Annotated in this window: 23 protein-coding genes; 10 read left to right on the forward strand and 13 right to left on the reverse strand. The window is 36.1% G+C overall.

The window, feature by feature from the left end; genetic code table 11:
* The 4 genes from cydB to sucC form a co-directional block, all read right to left on the reverse strand.
* Positions 1-1,137, reverse strand: a complete 1,137-nt coding sequence (gene cydB, locus A9G24_RS00850; protein ID WP_065637345.1) for a cytochrome d ubiquinol oxidase subunit II — start codon at positions 1,135-1,137, stop codon at positions 1-3.
* 19 nt (positions 1,138-1,156) lie between these two features.
* Positions 1,157-2,728, reverse strand: coding sequence for a cytochrome ubiquinol oxidase subunit I (locus tag A9G24_RS00855; protein ID WP_065637346.1), 1,572 nt, complete (start codon positions 2,726-2,728; stop codon positions 1,157-1,159).
* Positions 2,729-2,828: 100 nt separating this feature from the next.
* Positions 2,829-3,701 carry a succinate--CoA ligase subunit alpha gene (gene sucD / locus A9G24_RS00860; RefSeq protein WP_065637347.1) on the reverse strand — a complete coding sequence of 291 codons (873 nt, stop codon included), beginning with the start codon at positions 3,699-3,701 and terminating at the stop codon, positions 2,829-2,831.
* A 27-nt stretch (positions 3,702-3,728) separates the two neighbouring features.
* Complete coding sequence (gene sucC / locus A9G24_RS00865; protein ID WP_065637348.1) at positions 3,729-4,886, reverse strand: ADP-forming succinate--CoA ligase subunit beta; 1,158 nt, start codon at positions 4,884-4,886, stop codon at positions 3,729-3,731.
* Positions 4,887-5,074: 188 nt separating this feature from the next.
* On the opposite strand from sucC, the gene fldA reads away from it, so the two are divergent.
* The 5 genes from fldA to cls all read left to right on the forward strand — a co-directional run bounded on the left by fldA (position 5,075) and on the right by cls (position 8,683).
* On the forward strand, positions 5,075-5,587 hold the full coding sequence (gene fldA / locus A9G24_RS00870) for a flavodoxin FldA (protein WP_065637349.1): 513 nt from the start codon (positions 5,075-5,077) through the stop codon (positions 5,585-5,587).
* 77 nt (positions 5,588-5,664) lie between these two features.
* Entirely contained in the window at positions 5,665-6,117 is a 453-nt protein-coding gene (fur, locus tag A9G24_RS00875) for a ferric iron uptake transcriptional regulator (protein ID WP_065637350.1), read from the forward strand.
* Positions 6,118-6,186: 69 nt separating this feature from the next.
* Positions 6,187-6,732 carry an inner membrane-spanning protein YciB gene (locus A9G24_RS00880; protein WP_065637351.1) on the forward strand — a complete coding sequence of 182 codons (546 nt, stop codon included), beginning with the start codon at positions 6,187-6,189 and terminating at the stop codon, positions 6,730-6,732.
* A 25-nt stretch (positions 6,733-6,757) separates the two neighbouring features.
* Positions 6,758-7,213 (forward strand): acyl-CoA thioester hydrolase YciA, encoded by a 456-nt coding sequence (yciA, locus tag A9G24_RS00885; RefSeq protein WP_065637352.1) that lies wholly within the window; start codon positions 6,758-6,760, stop codon positions 7,211-7,213.
* A gap of 6 nt (positions 7,214-7,219) precedes the next feature.
* Positions 7,220-8,683 carry a cardiolipin synthase gene (gene cls / locus A9G24_RS00890; protein WP_065637353.1) on the forward strand — a complete coding sequence of 488 codons (1,464 nt, stop codon included), beginning with the start codon at positions 7,220-7,222 and terminating at the stop codon, positions 8,681-8,683.
* Positions 8,684-8,725: 42 nt separating this feature from the next.
* Here cls and cpdA read toward each other — a convergent pair whose 3' ends face one another.
* Together cpdA and nudF are read right to left on the reverse strand one after the other, a co-directional pair.
* Positions 8,726-9,556, reverse strand: a complete 831-nt coding sequence (gene cpdA, locus A9G24_RS00895) for a 3',5'-cyclic-AMP phosphodiesterase (RefSeq protein ID WP_065637354.1) — start codon at positions 9,554-9,556, stop codon at positions 8,726-8,728.
* Between the two features lie 169 nt (positions 9,557-9,725).
* Entirely contained in the window at positions 9,726-10,355 is a 630-nt protein-coding gene (nudF, locus tag A9G24_RS00900) for an ADP-ribose diphosphatase (protein WP_065637355.1), read from the reverse strand.
* Between the two features lie 139 nt (positions 10,356-10,494).
* Here nudF and tolC point away from each other — a divergent pair, with 139 nt between their 5' ends.
* Positions 10,495-11,841: an outer membrane channel protein TolC gene (gene tolC, locus A9G24_RS00905; RefSeq protein WP_065637356.1), complete on the forward strand. Its 1,347-nt coding sequence runs from the start codon at positions 10,495-10,497 to the stop codon at positions 11,839-11,841.
* A 178-nt stretch (positions 11,842-12,019) separates the two neighbouring features.
* On the opposite strand, the gene A9G24_RS00910 is transcribed toward tolC, so the two are convergent.
* The 3 genes from A9G24_RS00910 to metG form a co-directional block, all read right to left on the reverse strand.
* Positions 12,020-12,364: a hypothetical protein gene (locus A9G24_RS00910; protein WP_065637357.1), complete on the reverse strand. Its 345-nt coding sequence runs from the start codon at positions 12,362-12,364 to the stop codon at positions 12,020-12,022.
* A gap of 88 nt (positions 12,365-12,452) precedes the next feature.
* On the reverse strand, positions 12,453-12,902 hold the full coding sequence (locus A9G24_RS00915; RefSeq protein ID WP_065637358.1) for a hypothetical protein: 450 nt from the start codon (positions 12,900-12,902) through the stop codon (positions 12,453-12,455).
* Between the two features lie 213 nt (positions 12,903-13,115).
* The gene (gene metG / locus A9G24_RS00920) at positions 13,116-15,143 is read right to left on the reverse strand and encodes a methionine--tRNA ligase (protein ID WP_065637359.1); all 2,028 of its coding nucleotides are present in this window, start codon (positions 15,141-15,143) and stop codon (positions 13,116-13,118) included.
* 226 nt (positions 15,144-15,369) lie between these two features.
* Here metG and apbC point away from each other — a divergent pair, with 226 nt between their 5' ends.
* Positions 15,370-16,443 (forward strand): iron-sulfur cluster carrier protein ApbC, encoded by a 1,074-nt coding sequence (apbC, locus tag A9G24_RS00925; protein WP_218056173.1) that lies wholly within the window; start codon positions 15,370-15,372, stop codon positions 16,441-16,443.
* A gap of 108 nt (positions 16,444-16,551) precedes the next feature.
* Here the strand turns inward: apbC and A9G24_RS00930 are convergent, their stop codons facing one another.
* Positions 16,552-17,292 carry an acid phosphatase gene (locus A9G24_RS00930; protein ID WP_065637361.1) on the reverse strand — a complete coding sequence of 247 codons (741 nt, stop codon included), beginning with the start codon at positions 17,290-17,292 and terminating at the stop codon, positions 16,552-16,554.
* A 281-nt stretch (positions 17,293-17,573) separates the two neighbouring features.
* Positions 17,574-17,927: a DMT family protein gene (locus tag A9G24_RS00935; protein ID WP_065582439.1), complete on the reverse strand. Its 354-nt coding sequence runs from the start codon at positions 17,925-17,927 to the stop codon at positions 17,574-17,576.
* Positions 17,928-18,213: 286 nt separating this feature from the next.
* Here A9G24_RS00935 and tpx point away from each other — a divergent pair, with 286 nt between their 5' ends.
* Positions 18,214-18,726, forward strand: a complete 513-nt coding sequence (gene tpx / locus A9G24_RS00940; RefSeq protein ID WP_065637362.1) for a thiol peroxidase — start codon at positions 18,214-18,216, stop codon at positions 18,724-18,726.
* Between the two features lie 139 nt (positions 18,727-18,865).
* Positions 18,866-20,047 carry a sugar transporter gene (locus A9G24_RS00945; protein WP_065637363.1) on the forward strand — a complete coding sequence of 394 codons (1,182 nt, stop codon included), beginning with the start codon at positions 18,866-18,868 and terminating at the stop codon, positions 20,045-20,047.
* Positions 20,048-20,121: 74 nt separating this feature from the next.
* On the opposite strand, the gene A9G24_RS00950 is transcribed toward A9G24_RS00945, so the two are convergent.
* Entirely contained in the window at positions 20,122-22,047 is a 1,926-nt protein-coding gene (locus A9G24_RS00950; protein WP_065637364.1) for an ABC transporter ATP-binding protein, read from the reverse strand.
* Between the two features lie 197 nt (positions 22,048-22,244).
* Between A9G24_RS00950 and A9G24_RS00955 the strand changes: the two genes are divergently transcribed.
* Positions 22,245-24,422, forward strand: a complete 2,178-nt coding sequence (locus tag A9G24_RS00955; protein WP_065637365.1) for a MerC domain-containing protein — start codon at positions 22,245-22,247, stop codon at positions 24,420-24,422.
* A 48-nt stretch (positions 24,423-24,470) separates the two neighbouring features.
* Here the strand turns inward: A9G24_RS00955 and glyA are convergent, their stop codons facing one another.
* Positions 24,471-25,727, reverse strand: coding sequence for a serine hydroxymethyltransferase (gene glyA / locus A9G24_RS00960; protein ID WP_065637366.1), 1,257 nt, complete (start codon positions 25,725-25,727; stop codon positions 24,471-24,473).
* Positions 25,728-25,935: the final 208 nt, after the last annotated feature.

The raw sequence follows: 25,935 nt of genomic DNA on the forward strand, positions 1-25,935 counted from the left end.
TTAATAAAGAGAATGTTTATTATTTTCGATATGATTTTTATCCAGTCTTCCAAACATTTTAATATATGACCAAATGGTATAAAAAAGAACAATAGGCAAAAATATAAGAACAACAATAAACATAATATTAAGAGTTAATTGACTTGATGATGCATCCCATATTGTCAAACTTGCATTTGGCATAATGCTTGAAGGCATAATGAATGGGAAAGTTGCAATACCATAGGTAAATAAAACACAAGCAATGGTTAATGCAGATGAAACAAACACTAATGCATTTTTATTTAGACTAGAAAAAAGAATGGTTAATAGTGGTAACACCACGCCTAAAGCAGGCACTATCCATAAAATAGGATAATTCATATAGTTAGCTAACCACGATGCATCAGTAGATACTGTTTTAGTCAATGGGTTAGATGCGGCATTATAATCAATGATACTAGTAACCTCATAACCATGAATACCAAATGCCACCCAAACACCTGCTAACGCAAATGCAATTAGCATAACTAAACTAGCGATTTGTGTAGCTTTTCTGGCTCTTAAATAGAGCTCACCCGACGTTTTCATTTGTAACCATGCTCCACCATGAGCAACAAATAACATTAAACTCACAACACCAGTCAATAGTGCAAAAGGATTAAGCAAACCGAAGAAGTTACCATCATAAAACACCCGATAAGAGTTATCAAACCTAAATGGAACACCTTCTAATAAATTGCCAAAAGCAACCCCAAAAACGAGGGCAGGTACAAAGCTACCTGCAAAAATGCCACCATCCCATAAATTACGCCATTTTGAGTTTTCTAGTTTACTACGATAATCAAAACCGATTGGTCTAAAAAATAGCGCGCAAAGCACTAAAATCATCGCAATATAAAAGCCAGAAAATGATGCAGCATAGGCCATAGGCCAGGCGGCAAATATTCCCGCCCCAGCAGTAATTAACCAAACTTGGTTGCCATCCCAATGAGGAGCAATTGCATTAATCATAATACGACGTTCCGTATCTGTTTTACCGATAAAAGGTAATAAAATACCCACGCCCATATCAAAACCATCTGTGACAACAAAACCGATTAAAACAACACTAATCAGCACCCACCAGATGACGCGTACAATTTCGTAATCAATCATTGTGTATACTCCCTATGCCCTATTTTGTTATCGGTTGTGTTTTTTCATAATGATAGTTGCCCGTCCCTAACGAACTTGGTCCTAAGCGAGCAAACTTAAACATTAAGAATAATTCAGCAACTAAAAACAATGTATAAAGCCCACAAATAAGTACCATAGTGAATAACACTTCACCCGCTGTTAATGATGAATTTGCCACTCCAGTCGGTAAAATATCTTGAATCGCCCAAGGTTGACGTCCATATTCTGCAACAAACCAACCAGATTCACAGGCTAACCATGGGAACGGTAAAAATAGGACTAATAAACGATGTAACCAACGTTTTTCACCAATTTTATTTTTATAAGTTACCCATAATGCAAACCCAGTACCAAGAATCATTAGCAGACCTAAACCAACCATGACTCTAAATGCCCAAAATAGTGGCCATACTGTAGGAATTGAGTCCTCTGTCGCGGCTTTAATATGTTCTTCAGTCGCTTGAGGAATAGTTAGATTATCACGATCAGTAAAGCGTTTAACCAGATAACCATAGCCTAAATCAGCTTTATTATCCTCAAATGCTTTAAGGACGTCAGGATCGTGATTACCTTGTTGGATTTTTTCTAAATTTGTATAAGCTAAAATACCTTTACGAATTCTCGTTTCGTTATTCGCTAATATGTCTTTTAAACCTATTACTTGCGTGTCAAATGAACGCGTGGCCATTATGCCCATTGCATAAGGAATTTCTATTGCAAATAAATTTTCTTTATTTTTTTGTGATGGAAACGCAATAGCATTGAACGATGCAGGTGCTGGTTGAGTTTCCCATTCAGCTTCAATAGCAGCAAGTTTAGCCGGTTGAACAGTTGTCAGTTCATGCCCCGCTTCATCACCCATAATAGCAACTACAATTGACATGATAAGACCAAAAGGAGCAGCCACAGCAAAAGAACGTTTTGCAAATCCAATATCCCGTTTTTTTAGTAAATAATAAGAACTAATGCTCAATATAAAGATAGCACCGGTCAAATAACCCGCAGCAACGGTATGAACAAATTTATATTGGGCAACGGTGTTAGTAATCAGCTCAAAAAAGTTCGCCATTTCCATGCGTGAGTTAATTGGATTAAATTCAGATCCCACAGGAAATTGCATCCAACCATTAGCAACTAAGATCCAAAGTGCTGAAAGATTAGAACCGAATGCCACACACCATGTCACCATTAAGTGTTTACCACGGCTTAATCTATCCCAACCAAAAAAGAATAAGCCTACCATAGTTGATTCTAAGAAAAATGCCATTAAACCTTCAATGGCTAATGGCGCACCAAAAATATCACCCACATAATGTGAATAATAAGACCAGTTAGTACCAAATTGAAATTCCATGGTCAAGCCAGTTGCTACCCCAACAGCGAAGTTGATAGCAAACAGCTTACCCCAGAATTTTGTCATATCTTTCCAGACTTGCTTACCACTAACAACGTATACCGTTTCCATAATTGCTAGCATAAACGCTAAACCCAGCGTTAATGGTACAAAAATAAAATGATACATTGCAGTGAGTGCAAACTGGAGTCGTGAAAGTTCTACTATATCTAACATAAACGCTCCCTAAATCTTAAATGCTCACAAATTTTTTACGTTATTGACGAACATTATACACAGATAATTACAGAATAATAATTGATATACATCAAAAAAACTATATCGTAATTTGTTTTTTTACAGCATCGCCGATATCAGTAAGGCTTGTTACAACCGTAATACCTGCCGATTGCAATGCTTTAGATTTTTCCGCCGCGGTGCCTTTATTACCCGAAATAATGGCTCCTGCATGCCCCATGCGTTTACCCGATGGGGCAGAAATACCCGCAATATAAGCAATCACAGGTTTAGTTACGTGCTTTTTAACATATTCAGCGGCTTCTTCTTCGGCACTCCCTCCAATTTCGCCGATCATCACAATAACTTCAGTTTTAGGATCTTGTTCAAGTAACGCTAAAATAGAAATAAAATCGCTACCTGGAATAGGATCACCGCCGATGCCCACACACACAGATTGCCCTAAACCAATATCGGTTGTTTGTTTAACCGCTTCATAAGTTAAGGTACCAGAACGAGAAACAATTCCCACCTTTCCTGCACGATGGATATGACCTGGCATAATACCTATTTTACATTCATCAGGAACAATAATCCCCGGACAGTTCGGTCCAATCATCACAACATCATTTAACTGTAATTTTTCTTTAACAACAAGCATATCTAAAGTTGGAATACCTTCAGTAATACAGACAATAAGTTTAATACCTGCATCAATTGCCTCTAAAATCGAATCTTTACCAAATGCTGCTGGCACATAAATGACACTTGCTGTTGCTCCAGTTGCTGCGACCGCTTCCTTAACGGTGTTAAAAACAGGCAAACCTAAGTGAATTGTACCACCTTTGCCTGGCGTCACGCCACCAACTAACTTGGTACCATAAGCAAGTGCTTGCTGTGAATGGAAAGATCCTTGACTACCAGTGAATCCTTGGCAGATAACTTTGGTTTCTTTATTAACTAAAATTGACATAATAACTATTCTCCACGCACCCTATTATTAGGCAACAGCGACAATTTTTTGGGCCGCATCGGTTAAACTTTCTGCAGTAATAACATTTAATTTACTTTTCGCTAAAATTTCTCGAGCAAGCGGAGCATTATTACCTTCAAGACGAACAACAACGGGAACAGTCAGGCCTATTTCTTTAATTGCACTAATAACGCCATCGGCAATTAAATCACAACGAACAATACCACCAAAAATATTAACCAAAATCGCTTTCACATTTGTATCAGATAATATTAACTTAAATGCTTCAGCAACGCGTTCTTTCGTTGTACCTCCACCGACATCCAAAAAGTTGGCTGGTTCACCACCATATAGTTTAATAATATCCATAGTTGCCATCGCAAGACCTGCGCCATTAACCATACAGCCAATATTGCCATTTAATGATACATAGCTAATACCTTGTTTTGCAGCAATTGACTCACGCTCATCCTCTTGAGTTGTATCTCTTAAAATCGTTAAGTTAGGATGCCTAAAAAGCGCGTTATCATCTAAAACAACTTTTGCATCTAAACAAATGAGTTCTTCTGAATCAGTAATCACTAACGGATTGATTTCAGCTAGTGACACATCATTTTCTAAAAAGAGTTTTGCAAAATTAACAAATAATTTTGTAAACTGATTAACTAATTTTCCTGTTAACCCCAATTTAAACGCCAGTTCACGACCTTGATAAGCACAAGGACCGGTTAAAGGATCAAGTGAAGTTTTATAAATTAAGTGTGGTGATTTTTCGGCAACGCTTTCTATATCAACGCCACCCTCTGTCGATGCCATAATCACAATACGCTTCGAACTGCGATCGACCACCGCCCCTAAATACAGTTCTTTCTGAATATTAGACGCCTTTTCAATTAAAATCTTATTAACTGGCTGACCTTTATCGGTGGTTTGATAAGTAACAAGGTATTGCCCCAACCAATTTTCAGCAAATTGCTTTATTTCATCATAATTTTGAGTACATATAACGCCACCGGCTTTACCTCTTCCGCCTGCATGAACTTGACATTTAGCAACCCAAGATCCTGAAGGTAATTGAGCTAATATATCTTGTATTTCACCAATTGAGCTACAAACGTACCCTTCTGGTACGGGTAAATTATATTGCTTAAAAAGATATTTAGATTGATATTCATGCAAATTCATAAAGAAATTCCATAGCCAATGTTAATATGAAAACAGGTATTAATTCTAATGCAAGATGGATAAATTGTATAGCAAATAATAACTTATGTTCTGTGCAATTTAGAATGATTGCTGATAATAAATGACAATGATATACTCCTAAAATATTTAATAAAATATTTAATATGGTAAATAATAAAGGTACAAATATGAAACAAGTTGGTATTTTTTTTGGTAGTGACACAGGTAATACAGAAAATGTAGCAAAGCAAATCCAACTCATTTTGGGTAGTGACAAAGCTGACCTTTTCGACATTGCAAAAGCCTCTAGAGAGAACATTGAACAATACAATTACCTATTTTTTGGCATTCCAACTTGGTACTATGGTGAGTCTCAAGCAGACTGGGACGACTTTTTCCCCAATTTAGAAAAAATAGATTTTAGTGGTAAAACCGTGGCGATTTTTGGTTGTGGCGATCAAGAAGACTATGCCGAATATTTTTGTGATGCCATGGGAACACTTCGCGATATTATTGAGCCTAAAGGTGCCAAAATTGTTGGGCATTGGTCAATCGAAGGTTATAGTTTTGAAGCGTCAAAAAGTTTAGTTGATGATGCACATTTCGTTGGTTTAGCAATTGACGAAGATCGTCAACCCGAATTAACTGAAGAAAGAATCAACAATTGGGTGAACCAAGTTAAAACCGAAATGAAAATTTAATCTATTAAAATGATTTCTTTTATTTACCGTATATAGTTCCTATAATAGGTAATTATTCATCACTAATGGAAAGTAATATGACAAATCATGATAATAATGCAGCACTCAAAAGCGCTGGTTTAAAGGTTACACTACCTCGATTAAAGATTTTAGAGTTATTACGAGATCCTTCATGTCAACATATTACAGTAGAAGATCTTTATAAAAAACTACTTGATATGGGTGAAGAAATCGGGCTTGCAACCGTTTATCGTGTTTTGAATCAATTTGACGATGCAGGAATTGTTACTCGCCATAACTTTGAGGGTGGTAAAGCAGTTTTCGAACTAGCTACACAGCAACATCACGATCATTTAATTTGTTTAGATTGTGGCGAAGTATTTGAGTTTCGCGATGATATTATTAATGCGAGACAAAAAGAAATCGCCGAACAATATGGTGTAAAATTGACTTTTCACAGTTTATATCTTTATGGGCATTGTCAATCTGGCAACTGTAAAGCGCATCCTGAACTTCATCACAAAAAATAAGCCTATTCCAATAGGCTTTTGACTTATTTAAAATATGACAACTTACCTTTTTGCTAGGTTAACAATCAAATGAAACAGCTTTTAAACTTTATTCCTTTGGTGTTCTTTTTTGTTTTTCTAACCATGTATGATGTCTTTGTTGGCGTTCAAGCATTGATGATTACCGCAACAATATGCTTTCTTCTCATTCTTATTCTATATAGAAAAATAGATAAAGTAGAATTGATCTCTTATCTAATGATCATGGTTTTCGGTGGATTTACACTTTATTTGCGTGACCCGAATATAATCAAATGGAAAGTCACTATTATTAATTTTTTATTTGCCACAGCCTTATTAATTAGCCAATACTTTTTCAAAAAAAACCTACTTCAAAAAATGCTAGGCAAAGAAATACAGCTTGATACTGCTATTTGGAATAAACTAAATTTATTATGGATCTTCTTTTTTATATTATGTGGCGCCATTAGTTTAGGTGCAACCTATTACACAACTGACGATTTCTTTTGGATATTTAAAGTATTTATTTTACCTGGCGCATCGTTACTATTATCGTTAATATCAGGTATCTATATTTACAAAAATATGAATAAAGATGTAGATAATAAACAATAAGTTAGAACAAACGGAGTATTTTAGCATGACACAAGATACAACCCCTAAAGGTCAATTAGTGCTTAGAACGCTTGCCATGCCGGCTGATACCAATCCTCACGGACACATTTTTGGTGGGTGGATCATGTCTCAAATGGATCTTGCTGGCGGTATTTTATCAAAAGAGATCGCGAGAAATCGAGTTGTAACAGTTAATGCTAGTAGCATTACATTTTACAAACCAGCAATGGTAGGTGATGTTGTTTGTTGTTATGCACATTGCATCAAAACAGGAAAAACATCAATCACGATAGGTATTGAAGTTTGGGTTAAAAAAGTCATTGATACATCTGACACTACACAACGTTTTTGCATAACAGATGCTGTATTCACTTATGTTTCAGTAGATAAACATAATAACCCAAAACCATTACCTGAGGTTTTTCAACATTATGATTGTACTAAAGATCCAATAGCTAAACTGAATCTAATTCATAGCTAAGTAAATATGCAATTTACCTCATTTCATGCTTTAATCAGTACTTTGATCTTCCTTGTTTATTGGCTGATTATTGTTTCAACAACATTACGAATTGTCTTCAAACGAAGACCAACGACTTATGTTATTGCATGGATGTTAGTCATTTATATCTTACCACTTGTTGGTGTGTTCCTTTATTTTACACTGGGTGAAGCTCACTTAGGGCAGCAACGCGCCAAACGAGCGCAAAAAATGCGTCCAACGATTTCCAAGTTTATTAACCGACTAAGTGACTTTCCAGATATCTTCACTAAAAACGTAAGCCAAGTCAGCAAGCCGATTTTCCAGCTTTGTAAACACCAAACAGGGCTTGATGGAATTAATGGTAATCATATTGAGCTATTGAGTGAAACAAATGTCATTTTCGACCGCTTAATTGATGATATCAATCGAGCAACGTCCAATATTGAAATGGTATTTTATATCTGGAATGAAGGCGGTCGGGCTGATGATGTCGAGCAAGCACTCATTCAAGCAACTAAACGAGGCGTAACTTGTCGATTAATGGTTGATTCTGCTGGTAGCCGACATTTTATTCAGTCCAACGCAAGTAAAAGAATGCGTGATGCTGGTATTACCATTATTGAAGCTTTACAAGTCAACTTGCTTCGCTTTATGTTTCGACGTCTGGACTTACGTCAACACCGCAAAGTAGCTATTATCGATAACTATATCACTTATACTGGCAGCATGAATATTGTCGATCCACGTTTTTTCAAACAAAATAAACATGTTGGAAAATGGGTTGATATCATGGTTAGAGTAAGTGGTCCAGTTACAACACTTATGGGCGCTATATATGCCTGCGATTGGCAGCTAGAAACAGGCAAATATTTAGCCCTACCACAAATCACTGATTTTGCCGAACCACCAGAAGATAAAAAACACATTATGCAATTAATCGCATCAGGTCCTGGCTATATGGAAAGCATGATACACCAAGTATTATTAACGGCAATTTATTCAGCGCAAGAACAAATTATTTTTACTACGCCTTATTTAGTACCGACTGATGATATTTTACATGCTGTATGCACCGCAGCTCAGCGAGGTGTTGAAGTCATCATCATTATTCCCAAAAATATTGATTCACTAATGGTGAAATGGGCAAGCCGGGCTTTCTTTTCTGAATTATTAAACGGTGGCGTCAAACTTTATCAATTCAACGATAACTTATTACATACCAAAAGTGTTTTAATCGATAATCAATTAAGCCTTGTTGGCACTGTTAATTTAGATATGCGCAGCTTATGGCTTAATTTTGAAATTACAACTGTAATTGATGATGCAGAATTTGCTCAGTCACTATCAATTCTCTTACAAAAATATTTATCTCATTCAGATAAAATAAGCACTGAAAAATGGAACCAACGCCCAATTTGGCAACGCATTGTTGAAAGACTGTTCTACTGTTTTGCACCGTTGCTATGATTTTTAGGGTAATTTTAAGATCGCAACTATTATTACTATTTGCTAATAACCACTTTGAGAAACATCGGGTAAAAACTGATTATCCACTAAACGATAAACTTCGCTCTCGATAGAACCATCAGCATTAAGTGTGATTTCTCGCCAACCTGGTGCATCATCACTTGATACTCGAAAATCATAACATTCAGGTTTAAATTGAAAACACGTTGAAGGAGTTGAAAACGCATGACAATGATGCCAAACATAATCTTGTTTTTGATGAATGTGCCCCCAACCTATTCCCTTTACATTAGCATTTTTTTGAATAATTTGCTCGAATTGATCACTATTTTTTAAAATATGGTGATCTAACCAATGACATCCAGAATTAATTGGATGATGGTGTAAAAAAACTAATGCATCTCGATCAAAATGCTCAGTTAAAGCATTTTGTAAAAATTCAAGTTCAGATTCTGGTAAAAATCCATATGCTTGACCAATAACTTGGCTGTTTAATAAAACAACCAGCCAGTTATCCCCCAATAACACTATTTTATTATCAGCCAGCTGATAATTTGCAAACACATCTTGCATACTAGTATAGTTATCATGGTTGCCAGCTAACCACACACAAGGCGTATTAAACTTGTTTATTTGCTCGGCAAAACGGGCATAAGCTTTTTTAGAACCATCTTGTACAAAGTCACCTGTTGCCACAATCAAATCAAACTGCTTATTATTACGTCCAATTTCATTGATAACTGCTAAAAAACTTGCATTGGAATTAATACCAAGCAATGAATCATCTTCATCAGCAAAAAGATGGGTATCAGTTATATGCAATATTTTACCGTAATTTTTATTACGAATTGGAAGTTTTAACAATGACCTCAAAATTCACTCCAATTACTTATCAATCTATAATTATGGTTAATAGTGTCAGCAACAAAATAGGCATTGTGACAGGAAACATAATTTTTATTATAAATCTAAGTGTTATACAAAAGTGTAAAACAGATCACACTTTTATGAAAGAAATAATTAAATATGAATACTAAAAAAGTTATTCCCACTCTTCTTTTAATAACTGATAATTAAGTTCTAACCATTGAAGCGCAATAATTGATGCAGCATTGTTAATCACTCCATCTTTAACCCATTGATAAGCTTGATTGCGACCGACAACATGAACTTTAATATCTTCGCTTTCTTCATCAAGACCATGAATACCTTTGGCTGTTGATGAATCGACTTCGCCCACAAAAATATGCAATTGTTCTGTTAAACCACCAGGCGATGCTAAATAATTGATGATAGGTTTACATCGACCAATAACGACTCCAGCTTCCTCCATTGCTTCACGTTTTGCTACTTCTTCAAATGATTCATTTTCATGATCCATCATTCCAGCAATGAGTTCTAGCATCCAAGGACTATCTTGCGTTTCAATAGCGGCAATCCGGATTTGTTCAATTAGCACAACTTCATCACGTTTTGCATCATATGCTAAAAGCACAACTGCATGTCCACGTTCTAAAATTTCACGTGTTACAACCTCGCTCATTGAACCATCAAATTTGCGATATTGAAAACGATATTCAAACAAAGAAAAAAAACCTTTATATAAGATTCGTTTAGTTAGATTAAATACATCATTTTTGTCAAAATGTACCAGATTATTTTTAATTTTCATATATATTCTCGATTTTAAAATGAATTTGAATAAAAAGTGCGAATGGCATGCAAACTATGCTTACTATATACTAATTATCTGTTAAAATTACGCCATTAAAAATACTACTATATTTTAATGATTTTTAAAGAGAAGATTAATGAAAAAAACTTTAACCTTTTTAATTGGCTTAGCATTAAGTCAATCTGTCTTTGCTGAAAATTTGATTCAAGTGTATGAACAAGCAAAAGAAACCAATCCAGATCTGCGCAGTTCATTAGCTGAAAAAAATAAAGCATACGCGGCAATTTCAGGTTCTCGAGCGAGTTTACTACCGCAAGTTGGTTTAAGTGCTTCTTACGGTGTAACTCATGGTCGACGTGATACGAGTGGTATAAAATCCAAAAGTGGCAATTTATACCAAGTAACGGCATCTCAAAGCATTTTTAATTTCTCAAATTGGAAAGCCTTGGATATTACTAAAAAACAAGCAAGTGTTGCCGATATTGCTTATCAATACCAAGGTCAAACATTAATCTTAAATACCTCTGTTGCTTATTTTAATGTATTAAAAGCACTTGATGCATTGAGCTTTATTGATGCCCAGAAAAAAGCCATTGGACGTCAGTTAGAACAAACTCGTCAACAACACCAAGTTGGTTTAGTCGCCATTACTGATGTACAAAATGCCCAAGCTAACTATGACCTAACTGTTGCACAACAAGTTAACGCATTAAATGAACTAAACAATGCGATCGAAGATTTACGTCAAGTGAGCGGTCGTTTTTATTCTAATTTAGCAAGCGTTAACACCAACACCTTTAGAACGGAAAACCCAACGCAAATCAGTACATTGTTAAAGCAATCCGAAGCATCTAATCTTAATTTATTAACAATGAAATTAAATCTAGACATCGCACGTGAACAGATCAAACTTTCACAAGCAGGCCATCTGCCTACAGCAAGTGTAGATGCATCAACTAATTTAAATAAAACTGATAGATATGGTAATAACATAGCGCCTGGTGCACATAGTGGTAAATCTTATTCAGGAAATAACTATGTCGGTGTCAGTGTAAATCTACCTATCTTTTCGGGTGGTGCAACAATGTCTAAAGTTGAACAAGCACAACAAAATTACGTGAGTTTCAGCGAAAAACTAGAAAGTACCAATCGTGGCGTAATTAATCAAGTACGTTCATCATACAACAATATTTCATCATCAATAAGTGCAATCAAAGCTTATCAACAAGCAGTGGTTTCTGCACAAAGTTCATTAGAAGCCACTAATTCTGGTTATCAAGTTGGAACTAGAACAATCGTTGACGTATTAAATGCAACAACACAGCTATACAACTCTAAACGAAATTTATCTGATGCAAAATATAATTATCTAACTAGCTTACTACAACTAAAATACGCAGTAGGAACCTTAACAGCTAACGATTTAATTTATCTAAACAATATGTTAGGTAAAGAAGTTAGCACTTTAGTGACGATAAAATAATCACCAATTCTTTTATTACAACTGTTAAAAATGCGAATAAATCGCCTTTTTAACAGTCATTTAATATTTAAAAAATATATATCCTGCTAACTTTAACATTGTTAATCATATTCTGCTATTTTAATTAAAAATATGGTAAACACGAATTTTGTAACATGCTCCGATAAAACATGTAAACTTATGTTCTAAATGTATCATTTACTCGATAATAATTTATTTCGTCAATAAACCAATTATCATCATGTCCATAATTTGATTTATTTTGAGCTATATAGTCTAATGAACTAACTAACATCCACCCTCTTAAATTTAATCCTTGAACGATAAAAGGCATTTCCATATCCTCTTCATCCAGATATATTTCATTATCGTTTAAATTTTGAATATAATCCCATGGAATATAATAAAACTCTGTATGTTTTGGATCACTATTCCACAATTCTAAGTTTGCATAAATCCATTCACCTTGATCTAAAAGATAGAGGTTCATGATTAATTCATTTATAGACTTAAAGCTATTCATTAGTATTCCTTAAATTTGAATAGACAAAACAAAGTGTAAATATCCATTTTTCATAATAAAATTTTTAGGCGTTACCTGTTTCGGGATTTTATCTATCTATTGCACCACCAACAAACAGATCATCTGGTAATTCAGTGACAGATGTATGACTTAAATCCAAATCACCACCAACAGATAAGTTATTTGGCAATCGGGTTATTTGAGTATAACCAAGCCCTAAGTCACCACCAACAATAAGATTATTAGGCAATTGAGAAATGGCTGTTTCGCCCAAATCTAAATCACCGCCAACCATTAAATCATCAGGTAAAGTTGTGATTGCATTATTACATATATATAAATCACCATATACAATTAATTTTTTAGGCATTTTATAAACTGATTCATCAGGCCAATAAAAATCGCCCATTACAGTCAAATAGTCGCATAATTCACTGACTGACGCACCAACCAAATCCAAGCTTTCATAAATATACAACATACCATCACGTGCTGAGTAAATAACCCCATGCTTATTTAAATAATCAAAAAAATCCATTACACTTCCTAATATTTTTAGGTCAAAATTTTATATAATACCTACCGGAACTATTAAAAGATCACATAAAAAATATCTATTTGTCATATCGTGAAATAGCGGACTTAGATATATCGATATATCATTTTTATACTCAAACGTATAGTTTTCTGAAACTTCTTAACAAGCATATTAACTTGTTAAGATGCATTTTTTGTATGATAAGAATAAAAATTACGAAATGCGCATTCCCGGTTTAGCCCCACTATCTGGCGATAACAAGTATACGCCGTCACCATCATCTTTACCACTGGCACAAAGCACCATCCCTTCGGAAACACCGAATCGCATTTTACGAGGTGCTAAGTTGGCAATCATAATGGTTAAACGCCCAATTAGCACTTCTGGATCAGGATAAAATTGTTTGATGCCTGAAAATACATTACGGGTTTCATCACCAATATCAAGCGTCAACTGGAGTAATTTATCGGAACCTTCAACAAAACAGGCATGTTTAATTAAAGCAACACGCATATCAACTTTGGTAAAATCGTCAAAACTAATTGTATCGGCAATAGGTTCAGCAACATTTGTTTTAGCTGGTGTTGCTAGGGCAGCTTGTTCTTTTGTTTCTTCAATCATGGCAGTAATTTTATCCATATCAATACGGTTAAATAGAGCTTTAAACTGGTTAATCTTATGGCTAGTTAACGCATTAGCAATAGTATCCCACTCTAATTTGCTATTTAAAAATGCTTCTGTTCGCTCTGCTAATGACGGTACAATCGGCTTTAAGTAAGTCATTAAAATGCGGAATAAGTAAATACCCATTGAGCAAATATCTTGCAATGCTTGATCTTGCCCCTCTTGTTTGGCAACCACCCATGGCGCTTTTTCGTCAATATAACGATTAGCTTCATCAGCTAGTACCATGATTTCACGAATCGCCTTACCTGATTCACGTTGTTCAAAATAATCAGCAATGACTTTTGCTTTTTCTACAAATAACGCATAAAGTTCTGGCTCAGCCACTTTTTCTGATAATTTGCCGTCAAAGCGTTTATAAATAAAACCAGCCGAACGCGAAGCAATATTTACCACTTTATTGACTAAATCACTATTTACACGTTGCACAAAATCTTCAAGATTTAAATCAATATCATCAATATGTGGTGATAGTTTAGCCGCATAATAATAACGTAAGCAATCAGGATCTAAATGTTTTAAATAGGTACTTGCTTGAATAAAAGTACCTCGTGATTTAGACATTTTTGCGCCGTCAACAGTTACATAACCATGCACAAAAATATTCGATGGCTTACGATATTCACTACCATCTAGCATAGCAGGCCAAAACAAGCTATGGAAGTACACGATATCTTTACCAATAAAGTGATAAAGTTCAGTACTTGAATCTTTATTCCAAAACTCATCAAAAATCGGTTTATTTTGCTTATTACAGTAATTTAAGAAAGATCCCATATAACCAATTGGTGCATCTAACCAGACATAAAAATATTTACCTGGTGCATCGGGGATTTCAAAACCAAAATAAGGGGCATCGCGGCTAATATCCCACGGCTGTAAGCCTGATTCAAACCACTCTTGCATTTTATTAGCGACTTGGTCTTGTAGTGTCCCTGAGCGAATCCACTCTTGTAACATAGTTGAAAAAGCCGGCAGATCGAAAAAGAAATGTTCTGACTCTTTTAAAATTGGCGTTGCCCCCGAAACCACAGACTTAGGATTAATTAAATCAATCGGATTGTAAGTTGCACTACACACTTCACAGTTATCGCCATATTGATCTGGCGCTTTACAACGTGGGCAAGTACCTTTTACAAAGCGATCAGGTAAAAACATCTGTTTTTTAGGATCAAATAGCTGTGAAATGACTTTGGTTTTAATATAACCATTAGCTTTTAAACGCTTATAAATTTGTGCTGATATTTCACGATTTTCTGAGCTATGGGTTGAATGGTAATTATCATAACTAATATTAAATCCAGCAAAATCACGCTGATGCTCAGTTTTTACTTCACTAATCATCTGTTCAGGCGTAATGCCAAGTTGTTGTGCTTTGAGCATAATTGGGGTGCCATGCGCATCGTCGGCACAAATAAAATAGATATCATTACCACGCATACGTTGATAACGTACCCATACATCAGCTTGAATATGTTCAAGCATATGACCTAAGTGAATTGCACCATTGGCATAAGGCAGTGCGCAAGTCACCAATATTTTGCGTTGAGTTGTCATGTTGATTTATTACCCTTTATTACATAATGGCAGAAATAGTACATCAATCGTGGGATTATCGCTAGATTTATGCCATAATTTGATAAAATTTCTATACTCGATTCACTTTGCAAATGGCAAATAATCCTTTTTGAAGAATGTAAAATATTATCATTTTTCCGCCTCTTTAAAGAAGAGTATTAAAAATGAACAAGTATAAATATCAATGCATAAAGAGATAATAGCAATGAACATTGAAGTAAAAAAGATTCTTGAGAATTTTACTCATGCAACCTTACAAAAAAATTTACTTGAACTTGGTGCACTAACTAAATGTGAAATAGTTAATCAGCATTTATCCATTAATTTAACCATGCCCTTTGCTTGGCAAAACGCTTTTGACGAGTTAAAAAAAATAGCCACCCCAAAATTACTTAAACTTAACGACATTAAAGACGTTGACTGGCACATTGACTATAAAATAGCCACATTAAAACGCGCTAATGACCAACATGCCATTAACAATATAAAAAATATTATCGCCATAAGTTCAGGCAAAGGTGGCGTGGGTAAATCATCAACAGCCGTCAATCTTGCACTAGCTTTACAAAAACAAGGCGCCAAAGTAGGTATTTTAGATGCAGATATTTATGGCCCTTCAATTCCAACCATGTTAGGCACAGAAAAACAGCAACCGTTAACACCTGACAATAAACACATGACCCCAATTATGGCACACGGATTAGCCAGTAACTCTATTGGTTATTTAGTCGATCCAGATAGCGCCATGGTATGGCGAGGACCAATGGCAAGCAAGGCATTACTGCAAATATTACAAGATACATTATGGCCTGAACTTGATTATTTGGTTATTGATATGCCTCCGGGAACTGGGGACATCCAATTAACCCTAGCACAAAGCATTCCAGTAACGGCAGCAATCATTGTCAGTACACCACAAGACATAGCATTAATTGATGCCCAAAAAGGCATGACCATGTTTAATAAAGTCAACATCCCTACACTAGGCATTATTGAAAACATGAGTTACCACATTTGCGAAAATTGTGGTCATCACGAAGCCATTTTTGGCGAAGGTGGAGCACAGCGTTTAGCTGAGCAATATCAAACAAAATTACTCGGAAAAATGCCACTCCATAAAATGTTACGCCAAGATCTCGATACAGGGCAACCCACTGTTATTAGCCATCCTGATAGCGAATTTACCCAGCTTTATTGCCAAATTGCCGGGCGTATTGCCAGTGAGTTATATTGGCAAGGCGAAGCAATTTTACCGGATATTTCCTTTAAGGCGCTATAATAAAGAATAAGCTTGGCTGTCAACAACAGCCAATGCTATTGATATTTTATAATTAATTTGGCATCACATCGCCATGATCAGCCGCGCAATAACTGCCCATTATCACCCTTATTTTAAATGGTGGAACTCGGCTTTTGCCTTCGTTAATTGTTGATTAAAAGCGGTATTCGTATGTAATTGAGCAACCACCGCAGCTGCCATCACCTTAGCAGCATCAACATCACTTTGCCAATGATAGCCGCAAATAACGCGGCTTTCGCCAATCTCATAACCTCGTTTTAAAATTTCATTTTGACGCGCTGGATTTATCTCTGCTAACACAAGTGAAATAGCAAACCCCATTGTTGTATGACCAGAGGGATAGGATCCATTGGTCGATAGCGCTTTTTCATCATCTGGGCGACAGGTTGGTTCATGGAAAAATGAAAACGGTCGAATACGATTATAATGGTTTTTAGCTGAGCGCGTTGCCAAATCCCCTGCATCTTCTTTCATTGTAGTAACTAATTTGTAAATTTCTGGCGTTTTCTTATCAGAAATTTCAAACCCAAAAGATGGTGAAAATTGCTTAGTGATATTATCTTTACTTGAATCAGCATCTAAATAGGCCTGTTTTCCACGTTCTGTATTACGAACAGACTTACCCCAATCGTATATTGCTTTATCGCGTAAAAAATCAATGCTGTCAAAAGTAGGAGGCGGTGGCAAAAGCAGCAAGCTATTAGGTGCTTGTTCTTCTTTAAGGAAAAAATCATTAGGATCTGTTGTTACATCTTTTCCCCCAGAAGCAAAAACATTTGAACATATTAAAGAAGCAACAAATAACGAACAAAAAATTTTTTTTTGCATATACTTCTCCTTATACAAATAAGGGATAACTATCAAAACATGTTATCGAAACAAAAAACGCTTAAATAACATCTAATTAATGATTTTGTATGAAACAACAACACGGTCAGCAAGATATCAATAGCTGTTCAACAATAAAATACAGCAACATATTAATAAAGATTGAGTATTTTTAATGTGATAGTCATCACAATTATATTTACAGTGGAATATTTGAAAGGCTAATTTAGATCATTACCGTGACAAATATGCTCAATATTTATCACGGTTCTAGAATGAATTTAAGCAAAAATCTTATCGCGGAACATAAAAAATACCGCACCTAAAAGACACAAACCCGCCCAAATATAGTCTGTCTTAAATGGCTCTTTTAAAATATAAATTGAAAAAGGGATAAAAACAGACAAACTAATTACTTCCTGAATAATCTTTAATTGACTTGCGCTGGCAACCTGAAAACCAATGCGATTAGCAGGCACTTGCAATAAATACTCAAATAACGCAATCCCCCAGCTAGCAAACACCGCCACTAGCCAAACTTGGTTATGTAAAAACCGCAAATGCCCATACCACGCAAAAGTCATAAAAACATTACTAAAAGTCAGTAAACAAACAGTAATAAGTAATTGATTCATTGTGTTGATATAAGAGTAAAGAAAGGGACTGGCATTATATACCATTGTCTAATAAACATACAAAATAGAAATAATTTAATTACATTAAAAAAACAACATTATTAACAATAGTTGAAATTGGCTAATTCATCACTAAAAACATGATAGCGCTATTGCTCAGTAGCCTGTTTAGGTCTATATTGAATCAACGCCAATAGGTGCAAAATCTTTAATGCATTGAACGTCGTTATCCTATCAACACTGAAACTTATTACAACACAATTATTATCCCCCAAAGGAAACAGTTATGCAAAAAAGAGTCAATGAAGTTACTATGCGTGGAGCCCCCATTACTTTGTTAGGTCCCAAAATCAACGTTGGTGACATAGCACCCGATTTTATCGTGCAAGATTTAGCAATGAAACCCATTAAATTATCCGATTTTAAAGGTAAAATCAGAATTATTAATTCGGTACCATCCATTGATACTTCGGTATGTAGTGCCCAAGTTCACCGCTTCAATGCAGAAACAGCAAAACTAAAAGATACCGTGATATTTTCAATTAGTGTTGATTTACCTTTTGCATTAAATCGCTATTGTGCGGCTGAAGGCATTGATGTGGTCAAAGTCACTTCTGACCATAAAGATCTGGATTTTGGTTTAAAATATGGCACTGTTATTGAAGAGCTACGTTTACTTTCTCGTGCCGTATTTGTTATTGATAAAAATGACAAAATTGCTTATGTTGAATATGTTAAAGAAACATCTTCAGAACCTAATTATGATAAAGCCCTAGCGGCTGCTAAAGCATTAGCATAAATAGCAACAATGATACTTCGCCACCCAATCCCAGAGTGGTGGCAGTTTACTTTAAGATTTATTCATGGCAGCTATTTTATAGACAAAAATATTCAGTTATAATCAAACATAATCTAATCTTCCCTCCATACTCTTAATCATGAACAATAGTATTACCCGATCTCGCATTTGGTCATCAATTCTTTGCCTTGCATTTGCGGCATTTATTTTTAATACAACGGAATTTGTACCCGTTGGGCTATTACCTAATATTGCTGAAAGCTTTTCAATGGATGTGGCTCATGCTGGATTATTACTCACCATTTATGCGTGGGCTGTCTCGTTATTATCATTGCCACTCACAGTATTAACGTCAAAAATGGAACGAAGAAAGCTACTCATCCTTTTATTTTGCCTATTTATTGGTAGTCATATTTTAGCTGGATTTGCGTGGAATTTTTACAGTTTGATGGTAGCAAGAATTGGTATTGCTTGTGCTCATGCGGTATTTTGGGCAATTACAACACCACTTGCCGTTCGGTTAGCGCCCAATGGTAAAAAAGCTAAAGCCATGGGCTTTATTGTTATTGGCGTATCGATGGCAACCATTCTAGGCATTCCAATTGGCACCATCATAGGACAACTCGTTGGCTGGCGTGTGACTTTTTTATGTATTGCTGGTATCGCTTTTTGCGTGATGATATTACTACTCCGCTTATTGCCTACTGTACCAAGCATGGATATTATCTCTATCAAAGATATTCCAATGGTATTAAAACGCCCAATACTGCTAAACATTTATCTATTAATAGCCATTATAATTGCTGGCCACTTCACTGCTTATACCTACATTACGCCATTTATGAAAGATGTTGGCGGATTTAATCAAAATGTTATCGTCGCTTTATTGTTAGTAGTCGGTTTTTCTGGCATGATTGGCAGCGTTATTTTTGCAAAATACGCCGAAAAAAATCCAACCGCCATTTTAGTGATCCCTATGTTGTCATTGATCGCTTGTTTATTATCACTTTATGTCTGTTCGTTCACACTTTATACCGCAATCATTCAATGTTTGATCTGGGGGCTTTCGATTACCATTATTGGCATGGTCATGCAAAGCAAAGTCATCGATGCAGCGCCCGATGCAACCGATATTGCCACATCTGTTTATTCAGGTATTTACAATATTGGAATAGGCGGAGGCGCTTTTATAGGTAGTAAAGTATTAATTTTACTATCAACGGAGGATATTGGTTTTGTTGGCGCCGTTTTCGTTATTATTGCGTTGTTATTTTTCTGTCTTTGTTCTAGAAAATTGTGGAATAATAAAACCATTTTATAAAAATCTTAAAGCTCAGAAACAGCATTATTTATTATATAACGCCAATAAATAATGCTGAAAATAACACTCTTACATTATGATTTACTTAAAGACTCTAACTGTTCCCAGCGTTCAAAAGCAGATTCTAATTCGGCTTCTTTGTCGGTCAAAGATTGTAAGATTGGACCTGTAACCTCGTGGGGTTGATTAAAAAAGTCGCTTTGACTAATCTGTGCTTGTAAATCAGCAATGGCTAATTCTAATTGTTCTATTTTGCTTGGTAATTGTGTTAACTCTCGTTGTTCATTATAACTCAGCTTAACCTTTTTTTTAGTGGCTTGATCATTGCTTTTGTTATTCGCCGTGCTTAATGCTTTTTTAGGCTGTTTGACATCATTAACTGCCGCTACTTTAACCGGTTGTGCTTGTTGCTGTTGTTGCAGAGCATCGGCATAACCACCGGCATAAATACCAATATGCCCTTTGTCCTCAAAAAACCAACATTGGGTAACCACATTATCAACAAACTGCCGATCATGACTAACTAGTAAGACTGTTCCCTGATAATCATTAACCAACTCTTCTAACAATTCCAGCGTTTCAATATCCAGATCATTGGTCGGTTCATCAAGTATTAATAAATTACTAGGCTTTAAAAATAATTTAGCCAGCAATAAACGATTACGCTCCCCACCTGATAATGCACGAACAGGTGTTCGGGCGCGTTTTGGCGGGAATAAAAAATCTTGCAGATAACCAAGTACATGACGTGATCGTCCATTAACCATCACTTCTTGTTTACCTTCAGCTAAATTATCCATCACGGTTTTTTCAGGATCGAGCTCTAACCGATATTGATCAAAATAAGCCACTTCAAGCTTGGTACCGCAATGCACGCTACCTGATGTTGGTATTAAATTACCTAACATCAGTTTTAACAAAGTTGTTTTACCGATACCATTAGGACCAATCAGGGCAATTTTATCACCACGCAATACTTGCACAGTAAAATCATTAACTAGCAGCTTATCTTCAATTTGATAGGTCACATTTTCAAGCTCAAAAACGATTTTTCCTGAACGTAATGCCTCTTCAATTTGCATTTTGGCACTACCCATCACTTGGCGACGCTCGCTATACTCTTGGCGCATTGCTTTTAATGCCCGCACGCGTCCTTCATTACGTGTACGGCGTGCTTTAATACCTTGGCGAATCCAGACCTCTTCTTGAGCCAATTTTTTATCAAATTCAGCATTTTGCAACTCTTCAACGCGCAGAGCTTCTTCTTTACCAAGTAAATAGTTATCGTAGTTACCGCTCCAAGAGGCAATTTTTCCCCGATCTAAATCAATAATACGCGTTGCCATTTGTCGAATAAACGAACGATCATGAGAAATAAACACAATACTGCCATTAAAGCTTTTCAAAAACTCTTCCAACCATTTTATGGTTTGAATATCTAAATGGTTTGTTGGTTCATCGAGCAATAAAACCGATGGCTGACAAACCAACGCTTTAGCTAAAGCAGCTTTACGCAGCCAGCCACCAGATAGCGAAGATAACAAGGCATCACCGTCAAGCGACAACGACGAAATAACATTACGAATACGACTATCTAATTGCCAGCCATTTTGATGATCTAACTGCTCTTGCATTTTTGCTAATTTAGCCAAATTACTTTCGCAAGGATCGTGCTCAACCCGATGGACTAAATCATAATAATCTCGTAATAACTGTGCTTGCTCATGTAATCCTTCTGCTACAAAATCAAATACATTGCCTTGCACATCGCGAGGAGGATCTTGCTGTAAGCGTGAAACAATCACATTATTTTCATAAATAATGTTCCCTTCATCTAATGGTACTTCTTTATTTAGCACTTTAAGTAACGTTGATTTGCCGGCACCATTGCGACCAACAAGACAAACACGCTCGTTTGGTTCAATAGACATATCGATATGATCAAGCAATGGCGCATCGCTAAATGAAAGATAGGCATTGGTAAGATTAATTAATGACATATTAGTGATTTTTTTTTGGATATTAAGTAATAAGGCATTATTCTATCATAAAGTTGCCAAAGGCAACTAAATCAAATACCAAAGATACACTAATAGGTGTCACAAATATTAGAAATTACTGTTCTATTCTATAAAAAAACACAAATACTGTTATATTAATTAATAAAAATATTAATTCGCTCGGTATGGAGATTATTATGAGCCATATGTGGACATTTCAACGCGTTGGTGGACTTGATCAAGTTGTATTTAAAAGTGCCAATGACATTATCAATTTACCTGATTTAGACCCTAAATTATGGGTTGCTCTAAGTTGCCCAACAACAGGCTTAGATTTTGATAAGCGAACTTTAGCCCTACTTGATTCGGACAATGATGGACGTATTCGCATACCTGATATTTTAGATGCCATCAGTTGGACTCGAGATAAAATTATTTCATTTGATAGTATTTTAAAAATGAATGAAACACTCCCATTATCACAAATTAACGCATCAACTCCATCAGGAAAAAAGCTCTCTGTCACCGCTGATAGCATTTTAGCAAGCTTAAATAAAAGTCAGTTGGATTATTTAACGCAAGATGACATACAGCAGTGTATAAAAATCAATGCTGACAAACTTTACAATGGTGATTTAATCTTTCCTGCATCAACTGAATTATCGCCCGACATGCAAACGTTTATTCAAACGGCAATCAAAACCACGGGGGCGCAAAAAGATATGAGTGGACAAGATGGCATTGATTTAAACATAGCTACTACCTTTGTAGACAACTTAAAAACATGGTTACAATGGCAAAACAAAATAAGTAACACACAAACCCCATTTGGGAAAGATACCGCCGAAATTTGGAAATTAATCCAGCTATTAAAACCCAAAATTGATGATTATTTTTTACGTGTTGAACTGGCACAATACGCACCACAAGCACAAACTGCGCTCAACGTCGACGAAAAATATATCGTACCAACACAAAATGGATTACTGTCTGACAAAGCTTTAGCCGAGTTACCACTATCAAAAATCGATACAACCAATGCGCTTGATCTCGTCAATGGCCTTAATCCGCTTTGGAAAACTAAAATCAGCCGATTTAAAACATTAGTGGCGTCATCCTTATCCAATCCGGATCAACTAACACAGCAAGAATGGCAAGATATTCAACAAAGTTTGCAAGCTTACGCTACTCTTATTAGCGCTAAGCCTAAAATAGCACAATTAACCGTTGAAACTGAACCTTCTGCCAGTATAGAAGATATGTCAAATAACGTCATTATCAATCTAGTTAACGATGATTTACTCAACGAATTTAAGCAAATGGTTGAACAGGACAACAAAACACCAATATCCGCATCAGACGTGCTAGTGTTAGAAAAATTAATCCTGTTTCATAAACATCTTTACCGTTTACTGGTTAACTTTGTCTCGTTTGCGGACTTCTTCTCACCAAAAACTCGAGCTGCCTTTCAACTGGGGAATCTTTATATAGATGGTCGCTGTGCAACTCTTTGTGTTGCGGTTGATAATATTGCCAAACACGCAACCATGGCAAATTATTCCGAGCTTTGTTTACTTTATTGCGAATGTACACGGCATGGACAAAAACAGCTGATTGCCGCGGCCATGACCGCTGGGCAAGGAGATCTATTAATTGAAGGTCGCAATGGTGTGTTTATCGACAATGATGGGAACGATTGGGATGCCAATGTCGTTAAAATAATCACTAAACCAATTAGCATTCAGCAAGCGATTTTGGCACCATATCAGCGCATTGGGCGCTGTATTACCGAACAAATTAACAAATGGGCAAGCAGCAAAGATGCCGATGTTGAAAAATCGAGTGAACAAGCATTGCAAAACCCAGCCAATAAATTTGATATTGGTAAAAGCGTCGGCATTTTTGCGGCAATCGGTTTAGCCGTTGGCGCAATTGGCACGGCATTAGCTTCGATTTTTCAAGCGATTTTTTCGCTCACTTGGTGGCAATTTCCTTTGTTCTTTGTTGGATTATTCCTGATTATTTCTGGCCCTTCTGTTATTTTGGCATGGTTAAAATTACGCCGAAGAACCCTTGGTCCACTGCTTGAAGCATCAGGCTGGGCTATTAACGGGCAAGTTAAAATCAACTTAATGCTAGGTGGCTTACTGACCAGCAAAGCCGAACTACCAACAAATGCAAAGCGTAATTTGCATGATCCTATGAAACAGCGCCACCAAAAGCTGATCGTTACTTTTTGGTTAGCTATTTTACTTGGTGTTGGATCAACCGCGGGGTGGTTATGGCATGAAGGTTACCTTGACCGCTATATCGAGCAACACAATCAAGAACAAACCCAAAATAAAACTGACACAACGACCAATATTGACAAATAAAATCAACAAACCATTTCGCCGACAACAGTCGGCGAAATTAACTAGTAGTTAATGCTGATAAACGGGTAAACGGCGACAAATAGCTAAAACTTTGTCTTTTACTGCTTGAATGGCTTGTTCATCATCAATATTATCTAAAACATCACAAATCCAATTTGCCAAATCACGGGACTCAGCTTCTTTAAAGCCTCGGCGAGTAATAGCTGGCGTACCAATACGCACGCCTGATGTCACAAACGGGCTTTGTGGATCTTTAGGTACACTATTTTTATTGACAGTAATATTGGCACTCCCCAAAGCAGCATCAGCTTCTTTACCGGTGATATTTTTATCGACTAAATCAATTAAAAACAGATGATTATGTGTTTCACCAGAAACCACTTTATAACCGCGTTGTACAATCACGTCAACCATCGTTTTAGCATTTTTAACCACTTGCTGTTGATATTCTTTATAAGCGGGTTCCATTGCTTCTTTTAATGCCACCGCTTTAGCGGCAATCACATGCATTAAAGGTCCACCTTGCGCTCCTGGAAAGACAGCCGAATTTAACTTTTTATATAATTCTTCACTGCCATCTTTAGCTAAAATCAATCCACCGCGTGGGCCACCAAGGGTTTTATGGGTTGTTGTAGTCACAACGTGTGCATAAGGCACCGGATTTGGATAAACACCTGCGGCAACCAAACCTGCTACATGCGCCATATCCACAAATAAATAAGCCCCCACACTATCAGCGATTTCACGCATACGCTTCCAATCCACCACCCCAGAATAAGCCGAAAACCCACCAATAATCATTTTCGGTTTATACTCTTGAGCTGTTTTAGCTAGCTTTTCATAATCAATGCACCCTGAATCATCAACCCCATAATCCACAATATGATAAAGCTTGCCAGAAAAGCTAACCGGCGAACCATGTGTCAAATGCCCACCTTCTGATAGATTCATACCTAAAACAGTATCGCCGGTTTTTAATAGTGCCATGTAAACCGCAAAATTGGCCTGCGAACCTGAATGCGGTTGCACATTAGCATAATCAGCGCCAAATAAGGCCTTAGCACGTTCAATTGCTAATTTTTCAACAATATCAACATATTCACAACCACCATAATAACGTTTCCCTGGATAACCTTCGGCATATTTATTGGTGAGTTGTGAGCCTTGCGCCTGCATTACACGTGGACTGGTATAATTTTCTGATGCGATCAGCTCAAGGTGATCTTCTTGACGCTGCTCTTCGCCTTTAATAGCATCCCACAATTCCTTATCATACTCGGCAATAGTCATATCTTTACTAAACATGTTGACCCCTTATTATTTATTGCATCAGCCTTAAAGGCATGGTTGCACAATATGTGTATACATAATGCGGTATAAAAAATCACAGTTAATTATCCTTACCTAATCAACGTGTGATTTCAATCTTTTTTTGGAGTTATAAAAAATATTTATATTAAATGGACAAATAAAAATGCTCTCAAGAAGGTAGGTATTATCGATAATATGAATC

Source organism: Gilliamella sp. App6-5, from assembly GCF_001690525.1.
GTDB lineage: Bacteria > Pseudomonadota > Gammaproteobacteria > Enterobacterales > Orbaceae > Gilliamella > Gilliamella apicola_H.

Coding starts and splice junctions, on each gene's coding strand:
- tpx (WP_065637362.1), top strand. CDS start 18,214: ATGCAAAAAAGAGTCAATGAAGTTACTATGCGTGGAGCCCCCATTACT.
- cls (WP_065637353.1), top strand. CDS start 7,220: ATGCAATTTACCTCATTTCATGCTTTAATCAGTACTTTGATCTTCCTT.
- A9G24_RS00955 (WP_065637365.1), top strand. CDS start 22,245: ATGAGCCATATGTGGACATTTCAACGCGTTGGTGGACTTGATCAAGTT.
- glyA (WP_065637366.1), bottom strand. CDS start 25,727: ATGTTTAGTAAAGATATGACTATTGCCGAGTATGATAAGGAATTGTGG.
- sucD (WP_065637347.1), bottom strand. CDS start 3,701: ATGTCAATTTTAGTTAATAAAGAAACCAAAGTTATCTGCCAAGGATTC.
- tolC (WP_065637356.1), top strand. CDS start 10,495: ATGAAAAAAACTTTAACCTTTTTAATTGGCTTAGCATTAAGTCAATCT.
- A9G24_RS00930 (WP_065637361.1), bottom strand. CDS start 17,292: ATGCAAAAAAAAATTTTTTGTTCGTTATTTGTTGCTTCTTTAATATGT.
- A9G24_RS00910 (WP_065637357.1), bottom strand. CDS start 12,364: ATGAATAGCTTTAAGTCTATAAATGAATTAATCATGAACCTCTATCTT.
- A9G24_RS00950 (WP_065637364.1), bottom strand. CDS start 22,047: ATGTCATTAATTAATCTTACCAATGCCTATCTTTCATTTAGCGATGCG.
- fur (WP_065637350.1), top strand. CDS start 5,665: ATGACAAATCATGATAATAATGCAGCACTCAAAAGCGCTGGTTTAAAG.
- A9G24_RS00935 (WP_065582439.1), bottom strand. CDS start 17,927: ATGAATCAATTACTTATTACTGTTTGTTTACTGACTTTTAGTAATGTT.
- yciA (WP_065637352.1), top strand. CDS start 6,758: ATGACACAAGATACAACCCCTAAAGGTCAATTAGTGCTTAGAACGCTT.
- cydB (WP_065637345.1), bottom strand. CDS start 1,137: ATGATTGATTACGAAATTGTACGCGTCATCTGGTGGGTGCTGATTAGT.
- metG (WP_065637359.1), bottom strand. CDS start 15,143: ATGACAACTCAACGCAAAATATTGGTGACTTGCGCACTGCCTTATGCC.
- A9G24_RS00915 (WP_065637358.1), bottom strand. CDS start 12,902: ATGGATTTTTTTGATTATTTAAATAAGCATGGGGTTATTTACTCAGCA.
- A9G24_RS00945 (WP_065637363.1), top strand. CDS start 18,866: ATGAACAATAGTATTACCCGATCTCGCATTTGGTCATCAATTCTTTGC.
- fldA (WP_065637349.1), top strand. CDS start 5,075: ATGAAACAAGTTGGTATTTTTTTTGGTAGTGACACAGGTAATACAGAA.
- nudF (WP_065637355.1), bottom strand. CDS start 10,355: ATGAAAATTAAAAATAATCTGGTACATTTTGACAAAAATGATGTATTT.
- sucC (WP_065637348.1), bottom strand. CDS start 4,886: ATGAATTTGCATGAATATCAATCTAAATATCTTTTTAAGCAATATAAT.
- A9G24_RS00880 (WP_065637351.1), top strand. CDS start 6,187: ATGAAACAGCTTTTAAACTTTATTCCTTTGGTGTTCTTTTTTGTTTTT.
- apbC (WP_218056173.1), top strand. CDS start 15,370: ATGAACATTGAAGTAAAAAAGATTCTTGAGAATTTTACTCATGCAACC.
- A9G24_RS00855 (WP_065637346.1), bottom strand. CDS start 2,728: ATGTTAGATATAGTAGAACTTTCACGACTCCAGTTTGCACTCACTGCA.